This window comes from Streptomyces sp. NPDC051207 (assembly GCF_040682395.1).
Lineage (GTDB): Bacteria > Actinomycetota > Actinomycetes > Streptomycetales > Streptomycetaceae > Streptomyces.
In genome coordinates, this window is record NZ_JBFBAX010000016.1 from 16883 (window position 1) to 38149 (window position 21267).

Consider the following 21267-nt stretch of genomic DNA (forward strand, 5'->3'; position numbering starts at 1 on the left):
CCTACTCTAGGAAGCCGGTGACGGCAGAGACGAGGTGACGCACGTGGCTCCGGTCGGCGGTACGGCAGTTCAGGACCACGTGGCCCTCGCCGAGATCGAGCTGTGCGGGGAGCTGATCATCGCGGCCTCGGCCGCCCACGAGGAGCGGCTCAGCCTGGAGAGCATCGACGAGGTGCTGAAGGTGGCCGAGGAGAGGTCCCGCGGCACGGCCCGGTGACCGTGGAAGCCGTCCGGCGCCGGGTGGCCGGAAATCGTCCCTGTCCGGTTCCGGCCGGAAGCTGAACCCCGCTCAGGTGCGCAGCAGCCGTCCGATCGCCTTCGTCGCCTCCTCGACCTTCGCGTCGATCTCGGCGCCGCCCTTGACGGCCGCGTCGGCGACGCAGTGGCGCAGGTGCTCCTCCAGCAGTTGCAGCGCGAAGGACTGCAGGGCCTTGGTGGAGGCGGACACCTGGGTGAGTATGTCGATGCAGTAGACGTCCTCGTCCACCATCCGCTGCAGGCCCCGGATCTGGCCCTCGATGCGGCGCAGGCGCTTGAGGTGTTCGTCCTTCTGCTTGTGGTAGCCGTGCACGCCGTGGTTGTGGTCGGTCGAGGCGTCCGTTTCATCCACGGTCTCCGGCGCGGAGGGCGCACCGGCGCCGGCCTCGGTGGTCGTCATCGCGTCCTCCTGGTGAGCGGATGGCGGACATATACCCCTAGAGGGTATATGGTAGCGAACTTCGTGGGTATAGGCCTGTTGGCGCCCCCGTGCTCATCACTGTGCCTGATGGGCGACACTGGTGGGCGGCCCGATAGCCGTGGCCGGATGATGCGCCTAGCATCAGCCTGACCGAAACCGATGCATCCCGAGGACCCCACGTGCGCTTTCGTCTGACCCCCAGGGAGACGAGCTTCTACGACATGTTCGCCGCATCCGCGGACAACATCGTCACCGGCTCGAAACTCCTGATGGAACTGCTCGGGGCGGACGCCTCCGCCCGGGCCGAGATCGCAGAGCGTATGCGGGCCGCCGAACACGCGGGTGACGACGCGACGCACGCGATCTTCCACCAGCTGAACTCCTCGTTCATCACGCCGTTCGACCGTGAGGACATCTACAGCCTCGCATCGTCCCTCGACGACATCATGGACTTCATGGAAGAGGCCGTCGACCTCGTCGTCCTCTACAACGTCGAGGAACTGCCGAAGGGCGTCGACCAGCAGATCGAGGTCCTCGCCCGCGCCGCCGAGCTGACGGCCGAGGCGATGCCGAACCTCCGCACCATGGACAACCTCACCGAGTACTGGATCGAGGTCAACCGCCTGGAGAACCAGGCCGACCAGATCCACCGCAAGCTGCTCGCCCACCTCTTCAACGGCAAGTACGACGCCATCGAGGTGCTGAAGCTCAAGCAGATCGTGGATGTGCTGGAGGAGGCGGCGGACGCCTTCGAGCACGTGGCGAACACGGTGGAGACCATCGCCGTCAAGGAGTCCTGACCCGTACATGGACACCTTCGCTCTGGTTGTGACCATCGGGGTCGCGCTCTTCTTCACGTACACCAACGGCTTCCACGATTCGGCGAACGCGATCGCCACGTCCGTGTCCACGCGCGCGCTGACGCCGCGGGCGGCGCTGGCGATGGCCGCCGTCATGAACCTGGTCGGCGCGTTTCTCGGCTCGGGGGTCGCCAAGACCGTCAGCGAAGGGCTGATCGAGACGCCCGAGGGGTCGACGGGGATGGGCATCCTCTTCGCGGCACTCGTGGGCGCGATCACCTGGAACCTGATCACCTGGTACTTCGGGCTGCCGTCGTCCTCCTCGCACGCGCTGTTCGGCGGCATGGTGGGCGCGGCGCTGGCCGGCGGCACGACCGTGTACTGGCACGGGGTGCTGGAGAAGGTCGTCATCCCGATGTTCATCTCGCCCGTCGTCGGCCTGCTCGTCGGCTACCTGGTGATGACGGGGATCATGTGGATCTTCCGGCGGGCCAATCCGCACAAGACGAAGCGGGGCTTCCGGATCGCGCAGACGGTGTCGGCGGCGGGCATGGCCCTGGGGCACGGTCTGCAGGACGCCCAGAAGACGATGGGCATCGTGGTGATGGCGCTCGTCATCGCCGACGTCGAGGACTACGGGGACCCGATTCCGATCTGGGTGAAGATCGCGTGTGCGGTGATGCTGTCGCTGGGCACGTATGCCGGTGGGTGGCGGATCATGCGGACGCTGGGGCGCAAGATCATTGAGCTGGATCCGCCGCAGGGGTTCGCCGCGGAGACGACGGGGGCGTCGATCATGTTCGCGACGGCGTTCCTGTTCAAGGCGCCGATCTCCACGACGCACGTGATCACGTCGGCGATCATGGGTGTGGGGGCGACGAAGCGGTTGAACGCCGTGCGGTGGGGTGTGGCGAAGAACATCATCCTGGGATGGTTCATCACGATGCCGGCGGCTGCCGGGGTGGCGGCGTGCGCGTTCTGGGTGGTGAACCTGGCGTTTCTGTAGGGCCGCGGGTTTCCGGCGCGGCGCGCTGCCGTGACGCCAGGGGGGTCGCGCGGCCCGGCGCTGACGGGTTGCCGTCCGCGCCGCCGCCGTCTCGCCACCCACTGCCCGCGGTCGCCGACGGCGAGCAGGGGTCGTGTCGGGCGAACCGCGCGCTACGCGCACCCCCACCCAATCCGCGCAGGCCGCCGCAGGCATCCGTGTCGGCCGCCGGAGACGTGGCGCGGGCCCGCCCCCGGGAGCCGGGGGCGGGCCCTTTGCCTCACGGTGGCACCGCCATGCAGCACCGCGAGGGGTCTCGCGCCGTCGGCTCAGCCGAAGCGGCCGGAGATGTAGTCCTCGGTCGCCTGGACCGACGGGTTGGAGAAGATCCGCTCGGTGTCGTCGATCTCGATCAGCTTGCCCGGCTGCCCCACGGCGGCCAGGTTGAAGAAGGCCGTGCGGTCGGAGACCCGCGCCGCCTGCTGCATGTTGTGCGTCACGATGACGATCGTGAAGCGTTCCTTCAGCTCACCGATCAGGTCCTCGATCGCGAGCGTCGAGATCGGGTCCAGCGCCGAGCACGGCTCGTCCATGAGCAGGACGTTCGGCTCGACCGCGATCGCCCGGGCGATGCACAGACGCTGCTGCTGACCGCCGGACAGGCCGGAACCCGGCTTGTTCAGGCGGTCCTTGACCTCGTTCCAGAGGTTCGCGCCGCGCAGCGACTTCTCGACCACGTCGTCCAGCTCGGACTTCCTGTACTTGCCGTTCAGCCGCAGGCCCGCCGCCACGTTGTCGTACACCGACATCGTCGGGAACGGGTTCGGCCGCTGGAAGACCATGCCGACCTCGCGCCGCACGGCGACCGGGTCGATCCCGGCGCTGTACAGGTTCTCGTCGTCGAGCATGACCTTGCCCTCGACGCGTCCGCCCGGCGTGACCTCGTGCATGCGGTTCAGCGTCCGCAGGAACGTGGACTTGCCGCAGCCGGACGGGCCGATGAAGGCCGTCACGGAGCGGGGCTCGATCGTCATCGAGATGTCCTCGATGGCGAGGAAGGAACCGTAGTAGGCGTTGAGGCCGCTGACATCAATGCGCTTGGCCATGGTGAATCACTGCTTCTTTCGAGTCCGAGTCGCTGACTGTTCGTCCCTGGCCGCGTCAGCGACCGGTCTTCGGGGCTTTCCAGCGGGCGATGCCGCGGGCCCCCAGGTTGAGGATCATGATGAAGGCGATGAGTGTCAGTGCCGCCGCCCAGGCACGGTCGTAGGCCGCACCCGAGCCGCCGCTGTTCGCGTACTGGAGGTAGATGTACATCGGCAGCGAGGCCTGCGGGTCGGAGAAGGGGTTGGTGTTGATGAAGTTGGTGCCCCAGACCAGCAGCAGTACGGGCGCGGTCTCGCCGGTGATACGGGCGATGGCGAGCATCACACCGGTGGTGATGCCGCCGAACGACGTCGGCAGGACCACCTTCAGGATGGTGCGCCACTTCGGCACGCCCAGCGCCAGCGACGCCTCGCGCAGCTCGTTCGGGACGAGCTTGAGCATCTCCTCGGTGGAGCGGACGACCACCGGGATCATCAGGATGGACAGGGCGAGCGAGCCGGCGAAGCCGGAGTAGCCCATGTCCAGGATCACGATCCACAGACTGAGGATGAACAGACCGGCGACGATCGACGGGATGCCCGTCATGACGTCGACGAAGAAGGTGACGGCCTTGGCGAGCTTGCCGCGCCCGTACTCGACGAGGTAGATCGCGGTGAGCACGCCGACCGGTACGGAGACCAGGGTGGCGAGGCCGACCTGCTGCAGCGTGCCGAGCAGTGCGTGGTAGACACCGCCGCCGGGCTCGGTGTCGGCGACGACGCCCATCGAGTGGGTGAGGAAGTAGCCGTCGAGGACCTTCACGCCCTGCTCGACGGTCTCCCAGATCAGCGAGGCGAGCGGCACGAGGGCGATGATGAACGCGACCCACACCAGGCTGGTCGCGATGCGGTCCCTGGCCTGCCGGGGGCTCTCGACGGACGCGGAGATTCCGTACGTACCGACGACGAAGGCGAGTGCGGCGATCAGGCCCCACTGGATGTTGCTGTCCAGCCCGGCGGCGGCGCTGATGCCGAGGCCGACGCCGACGGAGCCCACGGCGAGCGCCCAGGGGAACCACTTGGGCAGCGTCGCGCCGCGCAGGGAGCTGCGCTTTTCGGTGACGGTTGCGTTGCTCATGCGTTGGCCCCCGAGTACTCCTTGCGGCGGGCGATGATCAGGCGGGCCGCGCCGTTGACCAGCAGGGTGATGACGAAGAGCACCAGACCGGACGCGATCAGGGCGTCCCGGCCCATCGTGGTGGCCTCGTTGAACTTGCTGGCGATGTTCTGGGCGAAGGTGCCGCCGCCCGGGTCGAGCAGGCTGGCGGTGATGTCGAAGCTCGGGGAGAGGACCATCGCGACGGCCATCGTCTCGCCGAGGGCGCGGCCGAGGCCGAGCATCGAGGCGGAGATGACGCCCGAGCGGCCGAACGGCAGCACAGTCAGGCGGATGACCTCCCAGCGCGTGGCGCCGAGGGCCAGGGCCGCCTCCTCGTGCATCTGCGGGACCTGCCGGAAGACCTCGCGGCTCACGTTGGTGATGATCGGCAGGATCATGATGGCGAGCAGGATGCCGACGGTGAACAGCGAGCGGGGCGCGCCGCCGTTCCACTCCAGGATGCCGGTCCAGCCGAGGTACTCGTCCATCCAGCCGTAGAGGCCGTTGAGGTTCGGGACCAGGACGAGGGCGCCCCACAGGCCGTAGACGATGGACGGCACGGCGGCGAGCAGGTCGATGACGTAGCCGATGGTGCCGCCCAGCTTGCGCGGGGCGTAGTGGGTGATGAACAGGGCGATGGCCACGGCGATCGGGACCGCGATGACCATGGCGATGATCGACGACACGATGGTGCCGAAGACCAGCACGGCGATGCCGAACTCGGGCGGCATCCCGCTGGGGTTCCACTCGAAGGTGGTGAAGAAGTTGGCCTCGTCCTTGCCGATGGCGAGGACGGCCCGGTAGGTCAGGAAGGCCGCGATGGCGGCCATGATCACCAGGACCAGGATGCCGGACCCGCGGGAGAGCGCGAGGAAGACCCGGTCTCCGGGGCGGGTGGCGCCTCGTGCGGCGCGCTTCTGCTCGGCGGTGGGCGGCTGCACGGGTGGGGGTGCGGTGGGGTTCTGTGTCGATATGTCCATTGAGTTCTCCGGTCTGCGGAGCAGCCCGCGGGGCGGCTCTCACGGAGCCCCGCGGGTCGCGGGCTCCTGGCGGCGGTGCACCGGACAGTGCGGTCCGGCCCCGGGGAGGGGCCGGACCGCGACTCAGGTCAGCTCAGGCCCGAGATGGTCTCGCGGACCTTGGTGATGATCTCGGTGGGCATCGGGGCGTAGCCGACGTCGGCCAGCAGGCCCTGGCCCTCTTCGGAGGCCATGTAGTTCAGGAAGGACTTGGTGGCGGGCAGGGTGTCCGCCTTGTTGCCCTTGTCGCAGACGATCTCGTACGTCACGAGGACGATCGGGTAGGCACCGTCGGCGGACGGCGTGTAGTCGAGCTCCAGCGCCAGGTCCTTGCCGGTGCCGACGACCTTGGCGGCGCCGATGGCGGCGGTCGCGTTCTCGATCGTGGCCTTGACGGGCTCGGCGGCCTCGGTCTTGATGTCGACCGTCTTGATGCCGTCCTTGGCGTACGACAGCTCGAAGTAGCCGATCGCGCCGGAGGTGGCCTTCACCTGCTGGGCCAGGCCGGAGGAGCCGTTGGCGGACTGGCCGCCCGCGCCCTTCCACGCCTTCTCCGGCTCGTACTTCCAGTCCTTCGGCGCGGCGGCCTTCAGGTACTTGGTGAAGTTGTCCGTGGTGCCGGACTCGTCGGAGCGGTGGAAGGCCTGGATCTGCAGGTCGGGAAGGTCCGCCTCGGGGTTCAGCTTGGCGATGGCGGGGTCGTTCCACTTCTTGATCTTGCTGTCGAAGATCTTGGCGAGCGTGGAGGCGTCCAGGTTGAGCGTGTCCACGCCCGGGACGTTGAAGCCGACCGCGATCGGGCCGCCGACCATCGGCAGGTCGATGCCCTGGCCGTCCTTGCAGACCTTCTTGGACGCCTCGACCTCCTCCGGGTCCAGCGCGGAGTCCGAACCGGCGAAGGCGGTCTGGCCCTGGACGAACGCGGTGATGCCGGCGCCGGAACCGTCGGGACGGTAGTTGACCTGCACGTCCTTGCAGCTGGCCGTGTACTGCTTGATCCACGCGTCGATGGCGTTCTTCTGGGCCGAGGAGCCGGAGGCCTGGAGCTGGCCCTTGGCGTCGCCGCAGTCGATGTTGCCGGCCTGCGTGGTCTCCGAGGAGTCGCCACCGGGGTTGCCGGTGTCGTCGGAGCCGCACGCCGTGAGGGCCAGGGCGCCGGAGACGGCGAGAGCACCGAGAGCGAGGGCCCGCCGGTTCTTGCGCTGAAGCTTCACTTGAGGGAGTTCCTTCCAGGAGCCGCCGTCCTGATTCGGCGGCGTGCGAAGTCTGTTGGATGCGGACGCGTGGTCGAGGGATTTCGCGGCACGGCTCGCATCGGCTAAGGCCGAAATTAGGCAGAACAGGTGAAGGCGCCGATGGCCGTAAATGAACGGCAGGTGAACCCCTGAGGACGGTGCGGTGAGGTAACGGAAAGCTTACGTCAAGGACACGGAATGATTCCGGCGTCCTGGGACATCCGGGGCCTCCCGCCGGACCGTCACCGCGTCGCCGAAGGGCGGGCATGCGTCAGACACCTCTAGGTCAGGCGCAGCGCCTCCAGCAGCGCGTCCACCAGGTCCCGGTCGTGCGGGCGGGTGAGCCGCAGCCGCGCGGGACCGGGGGGCAGCCACAGGACGCGGTCGACCTCGTCGGACGGGACGAAGGAGCCGGCGACGGCCTCGGCCGCCCAGTAGCGCACCTGCTTGGGGCGGCCGTTCGCCACGTACCGCACCGTGGGCAGCGCGGGGCCCGGCGCGGCGACGTGGCCGGTTTCCTCCTCCACCTCGCGCAGTGCGCCGGCGAGCGGTTCCTCGTCGCGCCGCAGCTTGCCCTTGGGGTGCGACCAGTCGTCGTACTTCGGCCGGTGCACCAGGCAGATCTCCAGCTCGCCGTCGAGCGGGGAGCGCCGCCACAGGACGCAGCCGGCCGCCTGAACGGTGCCGTTGCCGGGAGTGCCCACCGCGTACTCACCGCCTCCGGGAGGATGTCGTCCGCTTTCGGCCAGGCCCTAGGGGGTGCCGACCGTTTCCTTCTGCCAGCAGCGCTGGAACGCGTACCGGGCCGCCTCCACCTCGTGCCGCTGATCGGCGTGCAGCACGCCGAGCGCGTACGCCGTCGCCGGGGCGATCCGGGGCGTACGGGCCGCCTGCGCGGCGGCGGCTGCGGCCTCCGAGGCGTCGCGGTGCCGGTCCAGGGCCTGCCCCGCGGCCAGCAGCCGCAGGTCCACGGGGGCGTCCTCGCCGTGCAGCACCTCGCGCGCGTACCGGTGCAGGCGCAGCAGCAGGCGGACCTGGTGCCAGGGCGCGTCCTGCGGGTGCGGGGCCGGGTCCGGGGACAGGCCGTGGATCAGCGCCTCCGAGTTGTACGGGCTGCCGGCGGTGACCAGCGGCAGCGCCGCAACCGCCGCCGCGAGCCGCTCCTCGGCCGCCGCTGCCGCCGGACCCAGCTCCGCGGTCGCGCCGGTCTTGGCGAGGGGGACCTCACTGGCCAGTACGGCGACCTTGTCGGCGACCGCGTGGAAGCGGCTGCTGCCGAGCGCCTGGAGGGCGGTGGAGTGGGCGCGGGTCCGGGCCAGGGTCAGCTGGCGTTCGAGGAGGGCGCCCGCCTTGGCCGCGCCGACGGTGAGGTTGCCGCGGTCGGTGGCGGCGGGCGGGTGAGGGCGGGAGCCCGGGCTGCCGGGGTCCGCGGTGGCCGACGAGTGGGCCCGGGCGCCAGGGCCGCCGGGGTCCGCCGTGCCCACGGCCACGCCGCCCCGGGCCGGGCCCGTGCCCACGGCCACGCCCCCCTGGGCCGGGACCACCGCCGCGCCCGACAGGCGGTGCAGAGCCTGCAGCAGCCGCTCCAGGCGGGACGCGTACGCGTGCTCCAGCGCCAGCGTGCCCGACACCCAGGCCAGTTCGGGGCGCATCGACTCCGCCCAGTCGGCGTCCAGGAGCGCCTGGAAGGTGTGCAGGCTGCCGCTGATCCGGCGGGCCGAGCGGCGCAGCGCCCGGGCCGCGTCGACGGGACCCCCCGGGCCGCCCGCCGCGCCCGTCCCCCCGGTCTCCCGGTGCAGGCGCAGCGCGCGGAGGAACTCGGTGGCCTGGCCGCGCAGGTAGCCCGCGAGGGCGTCCCCCGTCACCGGTACGGCCGTGGGGTCCGTCGGGTCAAGGTGTTGCTGTGCCACGCCGGCGCCTCCGGGCGTCAATGAGCATCTCCTGGATGTTGCGCAGCGGCACGCCGTCCGCGTCCGTCGCGTGCCGGGTCCAGTCGCCGTCCGAACCGAGGTGCCAGGACGCGGTGGTGTCCGACATCCCGGTCTCCAGCAGGCGGTTGAGGGCCGCCCGGTGCCCGGGGTCGGTGACGCGGACCAGTGCCTCTATGCGGCGGTCGAGGTTGCGGTGCATCATGTCGGCGCTCCCCAGCCACACCTCCGGCTCGCCGCCGTTGCCGAAGGCGAAGACCCGGGAGTGCTCGAGGAACCGGCCGAGCACGGAACGCACCCTGATGTCCTCCGACAGGCCCGCCACGCCGGGGCGCAGCGCGCAGATGCCGCGCACCCACACGTCCACCGGCACGCCCGCCTGGGACGCGCGGTACAGGGCGTCGATGATGGCCTCGTCCACCATGGAGTTGACCTTGATGCGGACGTAGGCGGGACGTCCGACACGGTGGTGCTGGACCTCCTTGTTGATCCGCGCGATCAGTCCGTCGCGCAGGGACTTGGGGGCGACCAGCAGCCGGCGGTACGTCTCGCGGCGCGAGTAGCCCGACAGCCGGTTGAACAGGTCGGACAGGTCCGCGCCGACCTGCGGATCGGCGGTGAGCAGGCCGAGGTCCTCGTAGAGGCGGGCCGTCTTCGGGTGGTAGTTGCCGGTGCCGACGTGACTGTAGCGCCGTAGTGTCTCGCCCTCCTGGCGGACCACCAGGGACAGCTTGCAGTGCGTCTTCAGGCCGACCAGGCCGTAGACGACGTGACAGCCGGCCTCCTCCAGCTTGCGCGCCCACTTGATGTTGGCGTGCTCGTCGAAGCGGGCCTTGATCTCGACCAGGACCAGGACCTGCTTGCCGGACTCGGCGGCGTCGATGAGCGCGTCGACTATGGGGGAGTCGCCCGAGGTCCGGTACAGGGTCTGCTTGATGGCCAGCACGTCCGGGTCGGCGGCAGCCTGCTCCAGGAAGGCCTGCACGGACGTCGAGAACGAGTCGTAGGGGTGGTGCAGCAGCACGTCACGGCTGCGCAGCGCGGCGAAGATGTCGGGCGCGGACGCCGACTCGACCTCGGCGAGGTCCCGGTGGGTGCCGGCGATGAACTTCGGGTACTTCAGCTCCGGCCGGTCGAGGCTGTGGATGCGGAAGAGGCCGGTGAGGTCCAGGGGGCCGGGCAGCGGGTACACCTCGGCCTCGCTGATCTTCAGCTCCCGCACCAGCAGGTCCAGCACCTCGCGGTCGACGGACTCCTCGACCTCCAGGCGGACCGGCGGCCCGAAGCGGCGCCGCATCAGCTCCTTCTCCAGGGCCTGGAGGAGGTTCTCCGCGTCGTCCTCCTCGACCTCGAGGTCCTCGTTGCGGGTGAGGCGGAAGGCGTGGTGCTCCAGCACCTCCATGCCCGGGAACAGCTCCTCCAGGTGGGCCGCGATGACGTCCTCTATGGGGACGAACTGGCCGGGGGAGGCCTCCAGGAAGCGGGACAGCAGCGGCGGCACCTTGACGCGCGCGAAGTGGCGGTGCCCGGTGACGGGGTTGCGGACGACGACCGCGAGGTTCAGCGACAGGCCCGAGATGTACGGGAAGGGGTGCGCGGGGTCGACGGCCAGCGGCGTCAGCACCGGGAAGATCTGGTGCCGGAACAGCGTGAACAGGCGCGCCTGCTCCTTCTCGGCCAGCTCGTTCCAGCGGACCAGGTGGATGCCCTTCTCGGCGAGGCCGGGGGCGACGTCCTCGTGGAAGCACGCGGCGTGCCGGGCCATCAGCTCCCGGGAGCGCGCCCAGATCATCTCCAGGACCTCGCGCGGCTGGAGGCCCGAGGCGGAGCGGGTGGCCACGCCGGTGGCGATGCGGCGCTTCAGGCCCGCCACCCGGACCATGAAGAACTCGTCCAGGTTGCTGGCGAAGATCGCGAGGAAGTTGGCGCGCTCCAGCAGGGGCGTGTTCGGGTCCTCGGCGAGTTCGAGGACGCGCTCGTTGAACGCGAGCCAGCTGCGCTCCCGGTCCAGGAACCGTCCCGTCGGCAGCGGCACGCCGTCCGACGGCGCCTCCTCGTAGCCGTCGAGATCGGCGTCGATGTCGGGTTCCAGATCGGACACCGTGGCCGCCACGGTGTGCGGGCGGTGCGCGGCTATGGAGCCCACGGAGGGCTGCGCGTGCTGGACCTGTGCCTGGGTGTTCGGCTGGCTCATGGATCCATTGTTCCGCGCACCGGGCGACACGGGCGCGTCGGAACGCGCGGGCGTCAGCGCGGCGGCGATTGGGCGGTCCCCGTTGCGCGCGTTCCCCTCGGGAGGCGGCGAAGGCTCTGGCACGGCGGGCGTCATTCGCCGAGCCTCGCAAGCCAGTCTGAATCGACGGTTACGGAGACATGACGTGCGGGATAGCGGGGGGCGGATCGCAGGGGTCGGAGGCGGTGAGGTCAGGGGGCCGGGGTGGGGGCGGGGTCCCTCCACAGGGACTTCGGTTCACGGGTGTGTGGAGAACCTGTGGAGGGGGACGCTCGGCTCCCGGGTGGTGCACGGTGAAGGCCGGCGGAGGCCCCCGGGCCGCCCGCCCCCGGGTCTCACGTCTCCGTCCGGTACATCAGGTCCGTCTCGTACGTCGTGAAGCCCAGCCGTTCGTACACCGACACCGCCGCCTTGTTGTCGGCGTCGACGTACAGCATCGCCGTGGGCAGGCCCCGGGCCGTCAGGTGGCGCAGGCCGATGGTGGTGAGGGCCTTGCCGAGGCCGGTGCCCTGGGCCGTGGGGCTGACGCCGAGGACGTAGACCTCGCCGAGGCGCTCCTGGGCGTGGACCTTCGTCCAGTGGAAGCCGATCAGCTCGCCGTCCCGCTCGGCCAGGAAGAACCCGGCCGGGTCGAACCACGGTTGGGCCTTGCGGTCGTCGAGGTCGCGCTGGGTGAGGGAGCCCTGCTCGGGGTGGTGGGCGAAGGCGGCGGCGTTCAGCGCGAGCCACGCGGCGTCGTCCCGGCCGGGGACGAAGGTGCGCACCGTGACGCCCTCGGGCAGCACCGGCTCGGGCGCGTCGAAGCCGGCCAGGGGGCGGCGCAGCTGGCGCAGTTCGCGGAACAGGGTGAGCCCGAGGACCTGCGCGAGGTGCCGGGCGGCGGAGTGCCCGCCGTGCGCCCAGACCCGCAGCCGCTTTCCGGAGGCGGCCAGGAGCGCCGAGCCGAGCGCCCGGCCGTGGCCCCGGCCGCGGTGCGCGGGGTGGACGACGAGTTCGGCGGCGGGCGGCTCCACCGGGTCGGTGTCCTCCAGCTGCGCGTATCCGACGAGCTCGCCGCCGTACAGGGCCAGCAGATGGCTGACGCCCTCGCGTTCGCCGCCGCGCAGCTGGAGCCGTCCCTGCTCGGACACCGCCTGCTGCCCGTCGTGCCGGGCGGCCTCGGCGAGCAGGGCGAGGACGGCCTCGGTCCGCTCCGCGGAGAGCGCGGAGGAGGTCTCGATCGAGCGGCCGCCGGCGGGCTGGGCGATGTCGTCGCTGGTCATGCGTACGAGGGTAAGGGGCGCCTCCTCTCGGGGGCGCGAAGAAGCAACCAGGATGTAACCAGGGACACCCTGTCGCGCTACGCGCGTTGACCTTAGGCTGCGCCGCACGGGGCCCACATTCCCAGCACATCCACAGGGGGGCGCATGCCTACCACATCCCACCCGAGCCGCAGACGCCGTACGTACCGCCTGATCGCGGCGGCAGCCGGTGTCGCCACGGCCGGCGCGCTGGCCGCCGCGCTGCCCGGCTCGGCGAGCGCGGACGACAGCGCGCAGCCGGCCGGCCACCACCGGCCCGGCCGCTACCAGGACGTACAGCTGCTGTCCTTCAACGACCTGCACGGCAACCTGGAGCCGCCGTCCGGTTCGGCCGGCCGGGTCAGCGAGCTGCAGGCGGACGGCACGACGAAGACGGTCGACGCGGGCGGCGTGGAGTACCTCGCCACGCACCTGCGCACGGCGCGCGAGGGCAACCCGTACTCGATCACCGCGGCCGGCGGCGACATGGTCGGCGCCTCCCCGCTGATCTCCGGCCTGTTCCACGACGAGCCCACCGTCGAGGCGCTGAACAAGCTCGACCTGGACGTCACCTCCGTCGGCAACCACGAGTTCGACGAGGGCGCGCGCGAGCTGTCCCGCCTGCAGAAGGGCGGCTGCCACCCCACCGAGGGCTGCTACACGGACGAGGAGTTCGCGGGCGCCGACTTCCCGTTCCTCGCGGCGAACGTCCTGGACGACAAGACCGGCAAGCCGATCCTCAAGCCGTACTGGGTGTGGAAGAAGAAGGACGTCAAGGTCGGCTTCATCGGCGTGACGCTGGAGGCCACCCCGGCCATCGTGTCCGCCGAGGGCGTCAAGGGCCTCACCTTCAAGGACGAGGTCGAGACGATCAACAAGTACGCCAAGGAGCTGCAGAGGCAGGGCGTGAAGTCGATCGTGGCGCTCATCCACGAGGGCGGCTTCCCGGCCTCCTCCGCGTACAACTACAACTGCGACTCGCCGGGCCCCGGCGCCGGGGTCTCCGGCCCGATCGTCGACATCGCGAAGAACATCACGCCGCAGGTCGACGCGCTGGTCACCGGCCACACGCACAACCCGTACGTGTGCACGATCAACGACCCGGCGGGCCAGCCCCGCATGGTCACCTCGGCCGCGTCCTTCGGCCGCCTCTACACCGACACGACGCTCACGTACGACCGCTGGACGGGTGACATCGCCCGTACGGCCGTGAAGTCGGCGAACCACGTGGTCACCCGGACCGTCCCCAAGGCGCCCGACATGACCGAGCTGATCGGCAAGTGGAACGCCCTCGCCGCCCCGATCGGCAACCGCCCCATCGGCTACATCTCCGGTGACATAGGCAACACGGGCACCGAGTCCCCGCTCGGCGACCTGATCGCGGACGCGCAGCTCGCCCACGGCAAGGAACTCGACCCGGAGACCGACCTGGCGCTGATGAACCCGGGCGGCATCCGCGCGCCCCTCACCTACGCGGCCAAGGCCGGTGAGGGCGACGGCGTGGTGACGTACGCGGAGGGCTTCACCGTGCAGCCGTTCGCCAACACCGTGAACCTCCAGGACTTCAAGGGCAGCCAGCTCATCCAGGTCCTCAAGGAGCAGGTGAGCGGCGCGAACGCCGCGGCCCCGAAGATCCTCCAGGTCTCCTCGGGCCTCACCTACACGCTGGACATGACGAAGACGGGCGCGGACCGCGTCGTCACCGACTCCATCAGGCTGGGCGGGGCACCGATCGACCCGGCGGCCACCTACCGCGTCGCCACGAACAGCTTCCTCGCGGGCGGCGGCGACGGCTTCCCCACGCTGGGCCTGGGCACCAACGACCTCGTCGGCCTGGACGACCTGGCGGCGCTGGAGAAGTACCTGACGGCGAACTCCTCGCCGTCGAACCCGATCGCACCGCCGGCGGCGAACCGCATCACGATCGTGAAGTAGGCCGCCCGGCTGCCCCGGCGGGGCAGCCGTTCGCGGCGAAGGCGGTGGTGGACCGGAGGGTCCCCACCGCCTTCGCGGTGCCCGGGGCAGCGGGAAGCCCGAACCGCAGGACTCAATCTCGGTCTCCCTGACGGGGTCCTGCGAGCCGGGCCCCACGGCTGACGGCGACCCGCAGCACGTCCTCCAGGGACTCCGCGGCCCGCGTGAGCGCGAACCGCACGGCCCGCTCACCGGCCCCGCGATCGGCGAGCACGGCCCGCGCCCCGCCGAGCACGTTCTGCCCCGAGCTGATCTGCGCCTCCTCGATGTCGTCGGCGAGCCGGGAGATCAGCCCGCCGTCGTCGTCGGTGCTGAGGTAACAGGGCTTGCCGTCCGGGGTGGTCACCGCACGCTGCGGTTCCTCCGGGAGAAGGCGGGCAAGTCACTGGGCCAGCTGGCCGAGGACACCGGCTACGACAAGAGCTACCTGTGCCGGCTGGAGTCGGGGGAGCGGCTGTCCAAGGTGACGGTGATGGAGGATCTGGACAGTTATTACGGCGGGGAGGACCTGCTCGCCGGGCTGTGGAAGCCGGCTCGGTACGACGCGTTCAAGGACAAGTACAAGGAGTTCATGCGACTGGAGTAGACCGCGCGCATCATGGACAAGTACGCGCCGAGTGTGCCCGGGTTGCTTCAGACGGAATGCTTCGCGCGGGAGACGGTGTCCGCACCGCAGACAACGGACCAGGACCGGAAGTAGTCGAGGAGCAGGTGGCCGCGCGCCTCGGACGTCAACTGCTGCTCCGCAGGAGCCCGGCTCCCAGCGTCCGCTTCATCATCGACGAACTCGCCTTCCGGCGCCCCTCGGCGAGCGAGGAGACGTGGGAGGGTCAACTGGCCCACGTCGAGGCCGTGGCGCGGTGGCCCAACGTCGTCGTCCAGGTACTGCCGTTCTCGTCCGGGATTCACCCCCTCATGGGAAAGGGCTCCCTGACGCTGTTGTGGCAGCAGGACGGCAGCGCCGCCGTCTACACCGAGGGCGACAGCAGCGGGCAGCTCCTGGACGACCCGCAGGACGTCATGCACCACCGTTTGTCCTGCGATCGCCTTCGGGATCTGGCACTGACCCCGTCAGACTCTCTGACGTTCATCAGGGACGTACTGGAGGAGCACAGATCATGAACCGCACCCCCATCTCCACGGCGCTGTCTGGCGCAAGTCGAGTTACAGCGACGGGGGCGACAACAACTGCGTAGAAGTGGCCGAAGGCCTCCCCGGCGTCGTCCCCGTCCGCGACAGCAAACTCCCGGACGGGCCGGTGCTCGTGTTCGGTGCGTCGTCGTGGACGGCGTTCCTGACGTCGGCCGCCGCGAGGTCGTAGGGCCGACTTCGCGGGGACGAGTTTCGGTCAGTCCTCGGCCTTCGCGTTGCAGTCGCAACCCCGCGTGCGACAGTATGTTCGACATTTCGTGTGCCGAGTGGCACAGGAGACTGACGTGCACCGGGGGACCGTGTGACGGGGTGGGACATCTCTGTGTCCGGCGTCGAGTTCGTGACGTCGCTCGTGCGGGACGCGATGGAGGAGATGGCGAAGGACGTCAAGTCGTACGGCAAGAACATGGAGAGCGCGGTCGCGTCGGCGGGGACCATCAGCGGACCGACGTGCGGGGTGACGAGTCCGACCGGCCCCGTCGGCGCGGCTCTCTCCACGTTCGTGTACAGCACCACCAAGGACGTGCTGTTCCTGAACGCCCGTGCCGCCAAGTCGGTCCATGGCGCACGTGAGGCCATGGGGTGCTATCTCCAGGGGAATCTGGAGATGGCCGCGCACGCGCAGGAAGCCGCCCTGGCGGTACCAAAGATCGACATGCCCGGCAAGAACGGGGGCAACCTCCCCTGGTCGGCGCGGCAGTTGACCGACCTGGCACGCTCCCGCGCTCCCCGACCGACCTGGCTGGTCGCCGTCGGTCACGGCGACCGCGCCGCGCTCGCCACCCTCCGCGTGACGCGCACGCCGGACGGTGTGGAGGAGGACATGTTCGTGGCCGTCGGGTTCGGCGCCGACGAGGAACCGCCCCTCGACGCCGTCGAGCCCCTGGCCGCCGAACTCGGCGCCCACCACGGGCTCCTCACCCTCCTCACCACGCTCCGCGCCGCCCGCCGCGACCTCACTGTCCCGGCGACCTTCGAACCCCCGCCGAACCCCGTGTCGGTCACCCTCGGCCCCGACGAGGTGCGCAGGACCGCGGCGGAGGGCACCGGCCAGCCGCCCTGCGCCACCCCCGTCCCCGCCCCCGTTCGCCTCGGCCGGGGCCCCGCCACCACGCTCCACCACGACCTCGGAGACGGCACGCGGACCGAGGCGTGGGCCGCGGTCCGCGCCCTCGTGCGCCACCTCGGCCCCACGGCGGGCATGCGCCAGACACCTTCCTGAAGAGCTACGGAAGCTCCGGCGGCGGCGTCGGCGCCCCCGGCAGCCGGATCACCGCGACCGTGCCGCCGCCCTCCGCGGGAGACAGCCGTACCTCGCCGCCCGCCTGCTGCACCGTCCGCGCCACGATCGACAGGCCGAGCCCCGAGCCGGGCAGCGCGCGGGCGCTCGGGGAACGCCAGAAACGGTCGAAGACGTGGGGGAGTTCGTCGGCCGGGATGCCGGGGCCGTGGTCCCGGACGGTCAGCTCCCCGCCGGCCAGCCGCACCTCGACCGTCCCGCCACCGGGGCTGAACTTCACCGCGTTGTCGAGCACGTTGACCACCGCACGCTCCAGCGCCGACGGCTCCGCCCGGACGTACCACGGCTCCAGGTCCGCCGTGATCGCCAGCTCCGGGCCGCGCAGCCGCGCCCGGCGCAGGGCGTGCTCGACCGTGTCGTGGAAGGCCAGCACGCGCGCCTTGCCGCTGTGCTGCCCGGTGTCCGGCCGCGACAGCTCCTGGAGGTCGCCGATCAGCGCCGCCAGCTCCGTCATCTGCGCCTTCACCGACGCGAGCAGCGCCTTGCGGTCCGCCTCGGGGAGCGGGCGGCCCGTCTCCTCGCTGCGGCCGAGCAGCTCGATGTTGGTACGGAGGGACGTCAGCGGCGTCCGCAGCTCGTGGCCGGCGTCCGCGATGAGCTGCTGCTGGAGGTCGCGGGACGAGGCGAGCGAGGCGGTCATCGAGTTGAACGAGCGGGACAGCCGGGCCACTTCGTCGACGCTGTCGTCGTCCACGGGGATGCGGATGCCGAGGTCCTCGGTGCGGGCGACCTCCTCCACGGCCTCGGTCAGCTCGTCCACGGGCCGCAGCCCCGCCCGTGCGACGGCGAGCCCGGCCGCCCCGGCGCCGACGACCCCGATGCCGGAGACCAGGAGCAGCAGCAGGGCGAGTTCGTCGAGGGTGTTCTCGGTGTCCTCCAGCGGCAGCGCGATCAGCAGGGCGACGCCGTTGCCGAGGGGTACCGTCATCGTGCGTACGGCGTTGCCCTCGGTGTCCTTGCCGTTGCGGAACCGCAGGGACCCGTCCGGGTTCCGCGCCACGTCGACGTCGGCGGAGGCGACCTTCACGGCGCCCGCGGAGTCCTCGAAGAGGCAGTAGTCGCCGTCGGCCCTGACGAGCTGGAGGTAGGGCCGGTTGCGCGGGCCGGGCTGCACGGTGCCGTGGGGGACCTGGGTGCAGTTGTCGAGCGTGGACTCGATCTGCGGGATGGTCATCCGGATGTTCCCGTAGCGCAGGTTGTCGTCGATCTCGCCGTACAGCTTGCCCTGCACGATGAACCAGCACGTCAGGGAGACCGCCGCCACCGCGAACGCCACCGCCGCCGCCACCAGCAGCGACAGCCGCGCCCGGATGGGCAGCGCGCGGAAACGGCGTACCGGCCCGCTCACTCGGCGCCGCCCTGCCGCAGCACGTATCCCACGCCCCGTACCGTGTGCACGAGCCGCGGCTCGCCGCCCGCCTCGGTCTTGCGGCGCAGGTACATGACGTACACGTCGAGCGAGTTCGACGTGGGCTCGAAGTCGAAGCCCCACACCGCCTTGAGGATCTGCTCCCGGGTGAGGACCTGACGCGGATGCGCCATGAACATCTCCAGCAGCGTGAACTCGGTGCGCGTCAGTTCCACCGGCCGGCCGCCCCGGGCGACCTCCCGGGTGGCCAGGTTCATGCGCAGGTCGGCGAAGCCGAGCACCTCGTCGTCCTCGGCGGTGCCCGCGACGGCGGCGGCGTAGGAGCTGCGCCGCAGCAGCGCGCGGATCCGGGCGAACAGCTCGTCCAGCTCGAACGGCTTGACCAGGTAGTCGTCGGCGCCCGCGTCGAGCCCCGTCACCCGGTCGCCGACCGTGTCGCGTGCGGTCAGCATCAGGATCGGCGTCGTGTCGCCGGAGCCGCGGATGCGGCGGGCGGCGGTCAGCCCGTCCATGCGGGGCATCTGAATGTCGAGGACGACCAGGTCGGGCCGGTAGGTGCGCGCCTTCTCCAGCGCGTCGGCGCCGTCGACGGCGACCTCGGTGTCGTACCCCTCGAAGGCGAGGCTGCGCCGGAGGGCGTCGCGCACCGCCGGCTCGTCGTCGACGATCAGGATGCGCTGGGGGTCACGGTCGCCGTCGGCGGGGGTCATGGGCGCGGTTCCTCGGAATGCGGTGGGACACGGACGGGACGCCTTCAGCGTCGCACGTTTCGCTGTGACGGCTCGGGACGGGCCCCGTACGGGGAGGCGGGCGGGGCCCGTGCGCGGGGGCGTCTCAGCCGTTCGCGCCCGCCCGCAGCTCGGCCAGGTCCGCCTTGACCGTGTTGATCGGGATGGCGAAGCCGAGGCCGACGCTGCCCGCGTCCGACGAGGACTGCGCCGCGGAGGAGTACATCGCGGAGTTGATCCCGATGACGTTGCCGTTCATGTCGATCAGGGCGCCGCCGGAGTTCCCGGGGTTGAGGGAGGCGTCCGTCTGGATCGCCTTGTACGTCGTCCTGGAGGAGCCGGTGTCGCCGTTGAACTCCCGCCCGCCGAACTCGAACGGCCAGTCGCCGCCGCCCTGTTGCTGCTGTCCCTCCCCGGTGGAGACCGTGACGTCCCGGTGCAGGGCGGACACGATGCCGCTGGTGACGGTGCCGGTCAGGCCCTCGGGTGAGCCGATCGCCACGACCTGGTCGCCGACCCGCACACCGTCGGAGTTGCCCAGCGTCGCCGCCTTGAGGCCGGACGCGCCCTTGAGTGTGATCAGCGCCAGGTCCTTCGAGCTGTCGGTGCCGACGACCTCGGCGGCGTACTCCGTGCCGTCGCTGGTCGTCACCTTGATCGAGGAGGCGCCGGACACGACGTGGTTGTTGGTGACGACCTCGCCGCCAGCGGTGATGATCACGCCGGAACCGGTGGAGGACCCGGCGTTCGAGGCGGCCTTGATCTCGACGATGCTCGGGCCGACCGCCGTGGCGACCCCGGCGACCGTGCCCCGGTCGGCCGACGGCACCACGCCGGTGCTCGTGGAGCTGGAGGCGACCGCCCGGGCGCCGGTCAGCTCCTGGATGCCGTACGCCGTGCCGCCCCCGACGGCCGCCGAGACGATCGCCACGGCGGCGAGCAGGGACAGGGGCCGCCGCGCACGCCTCCTGCGCGGCGCGGACGGCGGCGGGCCCGGCGTCGGCGGCTGGGACGCCGGCTGACCGGGCGGCCGGGACGGCGGAGGCGGCCACTCCGGATCGACGGGGGACCCGACGGGCGACCCGGCGTGGGACCCGGCGTGGGCGTCGGCACCGGCCCCGACGTGGGAGCCAACAGGCCCTGGATGCTCGTACGCGCCGCTACGGCGGAAGCTCTCGTTCATGTCCACGAGCCTCGCCCGCGTCGATGAAAGCCTCCTGAGCGCCGCCTGAGAAGCCCGGCAGAACCTCGTATGCCCGGTATAAAGACGCTTCCCGGGGCCCGCGCGAACCTCTCAGCGGAGCTTCATGACAGCGGTCACCCGCAGCCGCACGACCGCCGCACCACGAGCCGCGACGGGAACACCTTGAGCCGCTCGCGCCGGGACCCCGCGACCCGCAGCCCGTCGTCCAGGACGAGGTCCACCGCCGCCCGGGCCATCGCGGAGCGGTCGGAGGCGACCGTCGTCAGCGGCGGGTCGGCCAGCGCGGCTTCCTTGATGTCGTCGAAGCCGGCCACCGCCAGCTCGCCGGGAACGTCGATGCGCAGCTCACGGGCCGCGCGCAGCAGGCCGATGGCCTGGTCGTCGGTGGAGCAGAAGATCGCCGGCGGGCGCTGGGGGCCCGCGAGGATCTCCAGGCCGACCCGGTAGGCGTCGTAGCGGTTGTACGGCGCCTCGAACAGCCGGCCCTCGGTCGGTATCCCGGCTTCGGCCATCGCGCGCCGCCAGCCCTCGACGTGGTCGGAGACCGGGTCGCCGACGGCCGGGGTCTCGGCGGTGCCGCCGACGCAGGCGACGTAGTCGTAGCCGTGCTCCAGGAGGTGACGGACGGCGAGCCGGGCGCCGCCGAGGTCGTCGGTGACGACGGCGACGTCGTCGATGGCCTCGGGCCGCTCGTGCAGCAGGACGACCCGGGCGTCCCAGGCGTCGATCTCGGCGGCGGCCAGGTCGTTGAGGGCGTGGCTGACGAGGATCAGGCCGGAGACCCGCATCCCGAGGAACGCCCGCAGGTAGTGGACCTCGCGCTCGCCCACGTAGTCGGTGTTGCCGACGAGGACCATCTTTCCGCGCTCGGCGGCGGCCCACTCGACCGCGTGCGCCATCTCCCCGAAGAAGGGCTGGCGCGCGTCGGGGATGATCAGGCCTATGAGGTCCGTGCGCCGCGAGGCCATCGCCTGGGCGACCCGGTCGGGCCGGTAGCCCAGCTCCTTGATCGCCGCGAGGACACGCTCGCGCGTGGCCGGGGCGACCGGCCGGGGTCCGTTGTTGATGACGTAACTGACGACCGCGGTGGACGTCCCCGCCAGTCGCGCCACATCATCCCGAGTCACCTTGGCCACG

General features: G+C 71.0%; 20 protein-coding genes and 2 pseudogenes. 8 read left to right on the plus strand and 14 right to left on the minus strand.

Annotated elements, in window-relative coordinates:
• The first annotated feature begins 34 nt into the window (after window positions 1-34).
• Window positions 35-217: a hypothetical protein gene (locus AB0M97_RS17330; protein WP_365961707.1), complete on the plus strand. Its 183-nt coding sequence runs from the start codon at window positions 35-37 to the stop codon at window positions 215-217.
• Window positions 218-289: 72 nt separating this feature from the next.
• Here AB0M97_RS17330 and AB0M97_RS17335 read toward each other — a convergent pair whose 3' ends face one another.
• Complete coding sequence (locus tag AB0M97_RS17335; protein ID WP_365961708.1) at window positions 290-658, minus strand: metal-sensitive transcriptional regulator; 369 nt, start codon at window positions 656-658, stop codon at window positions 290-292.
• 200 nt (window positions 659-858) lie between these two features.
• Here AB0M97_RS17335 and AB0M97_RS17340 point away from each other — a divergent pair, with 200 nt between their 5' ends.
• Window positions 859-1479 carry a DUF47 family protein gene (locus tag AB0M97_RS17340; protein WP_365961710.1) on the plus strand — a complete coding sequence of 207 codons (621 nt, stop codon included), beginning with the start codon at window positions 859-861 and terminating at the stop codon, window positions 1477-1479.
• 7 nt (window positions 1480-1486) lie between these two features.
• Complete coding sequence (locus AB0M97_RS17345; RefSeq protein ID WP_365961711.1) at window positions 1487-2485, plus strand: inorganic phosphate transporter; 999 nt, start codon at window positions 1487-1489, stop codon at window positions 2483-2485.
• A gap of 308 nt (window positions 2486-2793) precedes the next feature.
• Here AB0M97_RS17345 and pstB read toward each other — a convergent pair whose 3' ends face one another.
• The 8 genes from pstB to mshD all read right to left on the minus strand — a co-directional run bounded on the left by pstB (window position 2794) and on the right by mshD (window position 12385).
• Window positions 2794-3570 carry a phosphate ABC transporter ATP-binding protein PstB gene (pstB, locus tag AB0M97_RS17350; RefSeq protein ID WP_365961712.1) on the minus strand — a complete coding sequence of 259 codons (777 nt, stop codon included), beginning with the start codon at window positions 3568-3570 and terminating at the stop codon, window positions 2794-2796.
• A 55-nt stretch (window positions 3571-3625) separates the two neighbouring features.
• Complete coding sequence (gene pstA, locus AB0M97_RS17355) at window positions 3626-4687, minus strand: phosphate ABC transporter permease PstA (protein WP_365961713.1); 1062 nt, start codon at window positions 4685-4687, stop codon at window positions 3626-3628.
• Complete coding sequence (gene pstC / locus AB0M97_RS17360) at window positions 4684-5688, minus strand: phosphate ABC transporter permease subunit PstC (RefSeq protein WP_365961714.1); 1005 nt, start codon at window positions 5686-5688, stop codon at window positions 4684-4686. The genes pstA and pstC overlap by 4 nt, the downstream gene beginning before the upstream one ends.
• A 128-nt stretch (window positions 5689-5816) precedes the next feature.
• Window positions 5817-6941 carry a phosphate ABC transporter substrate-binding protein PstS gene (gene pstS / locus AB0M97_RS17365; protein ID WP_365961715.1) on the minus strand — a complete coding sequence of 375 codons (1125 nt, stop codon included), beginning with the start codon at window positions 6939-6941 and terminating at the stop codon, window positions 5817-5819.
• Window positions 6942-7243: 302 nt separating this feature from the next.
• On the minus strand, window positions 7244-7666 hold the full coding sequence (locus AB0M97_RS17370; protein ID WP_365961716.1) for an NUDIX hydrolase: 423 nt from the start codon (window positions 7664-7666) through the stop codon (window positions 7244-7246).
• A gap of 48 nt (window positions 7667-7714) precedes the next feature.
• Window positions 7715-8872: a CHAD domain-containing protein gene (locus AB0M97_RS17375; protein WP_365961718.1), complete on the minus strand. Its 1158-nt coding sequence runs from the start codon at window positions 8870-8872 to the stop codon at window positions 7715-7717.
• Window positions 8853-11219, minus strand: a complete 2367-nt coding sequence (locus AB0M97_RS17380; protein WP_365961719.1) for an RNA degradosome polyphosphate kinase — start codon at window positions 11217-11219, stop codon at window positions 8853-8855. The genes AB0M97_RS17375 and AB0M97_RS17380 overlap by 20 nt, the downstream gene beginning before the upstream one ends.
• A gap of 239 nt (window positions 11220-11458) precedes the next feature.
• Window positions 11459-12385, minus strand: a complete 927-nt coding sequence (mshD, locus tag AB0M97_RS17385; RefSeq protein WP_365961721.1) for a mycothiol synthase — start codon at window positions 12383-12385, stop codon at window positions 11459-11461.
• Between the two features lie 144 nt (window positions 12386-12529).
• On the opposite strand from mshD, the gene AB0M97_RS17390 reads away from it, so the two are divergent.
• Window positions 12530-14338: a bifunctional metallophosphatase/5'-nucleotidase gene (locus AB0M97_RS17390; protein WP_365961722.1), complete on the plus strand. Its 1809-nt coding sequence runs from the start codon at window positions 12530-12532 to the stop codon at window positions 14336-14338.
• 112 nt (window positions 14339-14450) lie between these two features.
• On the opposite strand, the gene AB0M97_RS17395 is transcribed toward AB0M97_RS17390, so the two are convergent.
• Entirely contained in the window at window positions 14451-14723 is a 273-nt protein-coding gene (locus AB0M97_RS17395) for a hypothetical protein (protein WP_365961723.1), read from the minus strand.
• Between the two features lie 48 nt (window positions 14724-14771).
• Between AB0M97_RS17395 and AB0M97_RS17400 the strand changes: the two are divergent.
• The 4 genes and pseudogenes from AB0M97_RS17400 to AB0M97_RS17415 form a co-directional block, all read left to right on the plus strand.
• A pseudogene (locus AB0M97_RS17400) lies at window positions 14772-14822 on the plus strand (hypothetical protein); the annotation flags it as partial.
• Between the two features lie 266 nt (window positions 14823-15088).
• Window positions 15089-15499 carry a DUF5753 domain-containing protein gene (locus AB0M97_RS17405; RefSeq protein WP_365961724.1) on the plus strand — a complete coding sequence of 137 codons (411 nt, stop codon included), beginning with the start codon at window positions 15089-15091 and terminating at the stop codon, window positions 15497-15499.
• A gap of 25 nt (window positions 15500-15524) precedes the next feature.
• A pseudogene (locus tag AB0M97_RS17410) lies at window positions 15525-15698 on the plus strand (DUF397 domain-containing protein); the annotation flags it as partial.
• Window positions 15699-15830: 132 nt separating this feature from the next.
• Window positions 15831-16751 (plus strand): DUF6177 family protein, encoded by a 921-nt coding sequence (locus AB0M97_RS17415; protein ID WP_365961725.1) that lies wholly within the window; start codon window positions 15831-15833, stop codon window positions 16749-16751.
• Window positions 16752-16755: 4 nt separating this feature from the next.
• Here AB0M97_RS17415 and AB0M97_RS17420 read toward each other — a convergent pair whose 3' ends face one another.
• The 4 genes from AB0M97_RS17420 to AB0M97_RS17435 all read right to left on the minus strand — a co-directional run bounded on the left by AB0M97_RS17420 (window position 16756) and on the right by AB0M97_RS17435 (window position 21266).
• A complete protein-coding gene (locus AB0M97_RS17420; protein WP_365961726.1) occupies window positions 16756-18177 on the minus strand; it encodes a HAMP domain-containing sensor histidine kinase in 1422 nt (473 codons plus the stop codon).
• Entirely contained in the window at window positions 18174-18908 is a 735-nt protein-coding gene (locus AB0M97_RS17425; protein WP_365961727.1) for a response regulator transcription factor, read from the minus strand. The genes AB0M97_RS17420 and AB0M97_RS17425 overlap by 4 nt, the downstream gene beginning before the upstream one ends.
• A 124-nt stretch (window positions 18909-19032) precedes the next feature.
• Complete coding sequence (locus AB0M97_RS17430) at window positions 19033-20109, minus strand: trypsin-like peptidase domain-containing protein (RefSeq protein WP_365961728.1); 1077 nt, start codon at window positions 20107-20109, stop codon at window positions 19033-19035.
• 134 nt (window positions 20110-20243) lie between these two features.
• A complete protein-coding gene (locus AB0M97_RS17435) occupies window positions 20244-21266 on the minus strand; it encodes a LacI family DNA-binding transcriptional regulator (protein ID WP_365961729.1) in 1023 nt (340 codons plus the stop codon).
• Between the last annotated feature and the right edge of the window lies 1 nt (window position 21267).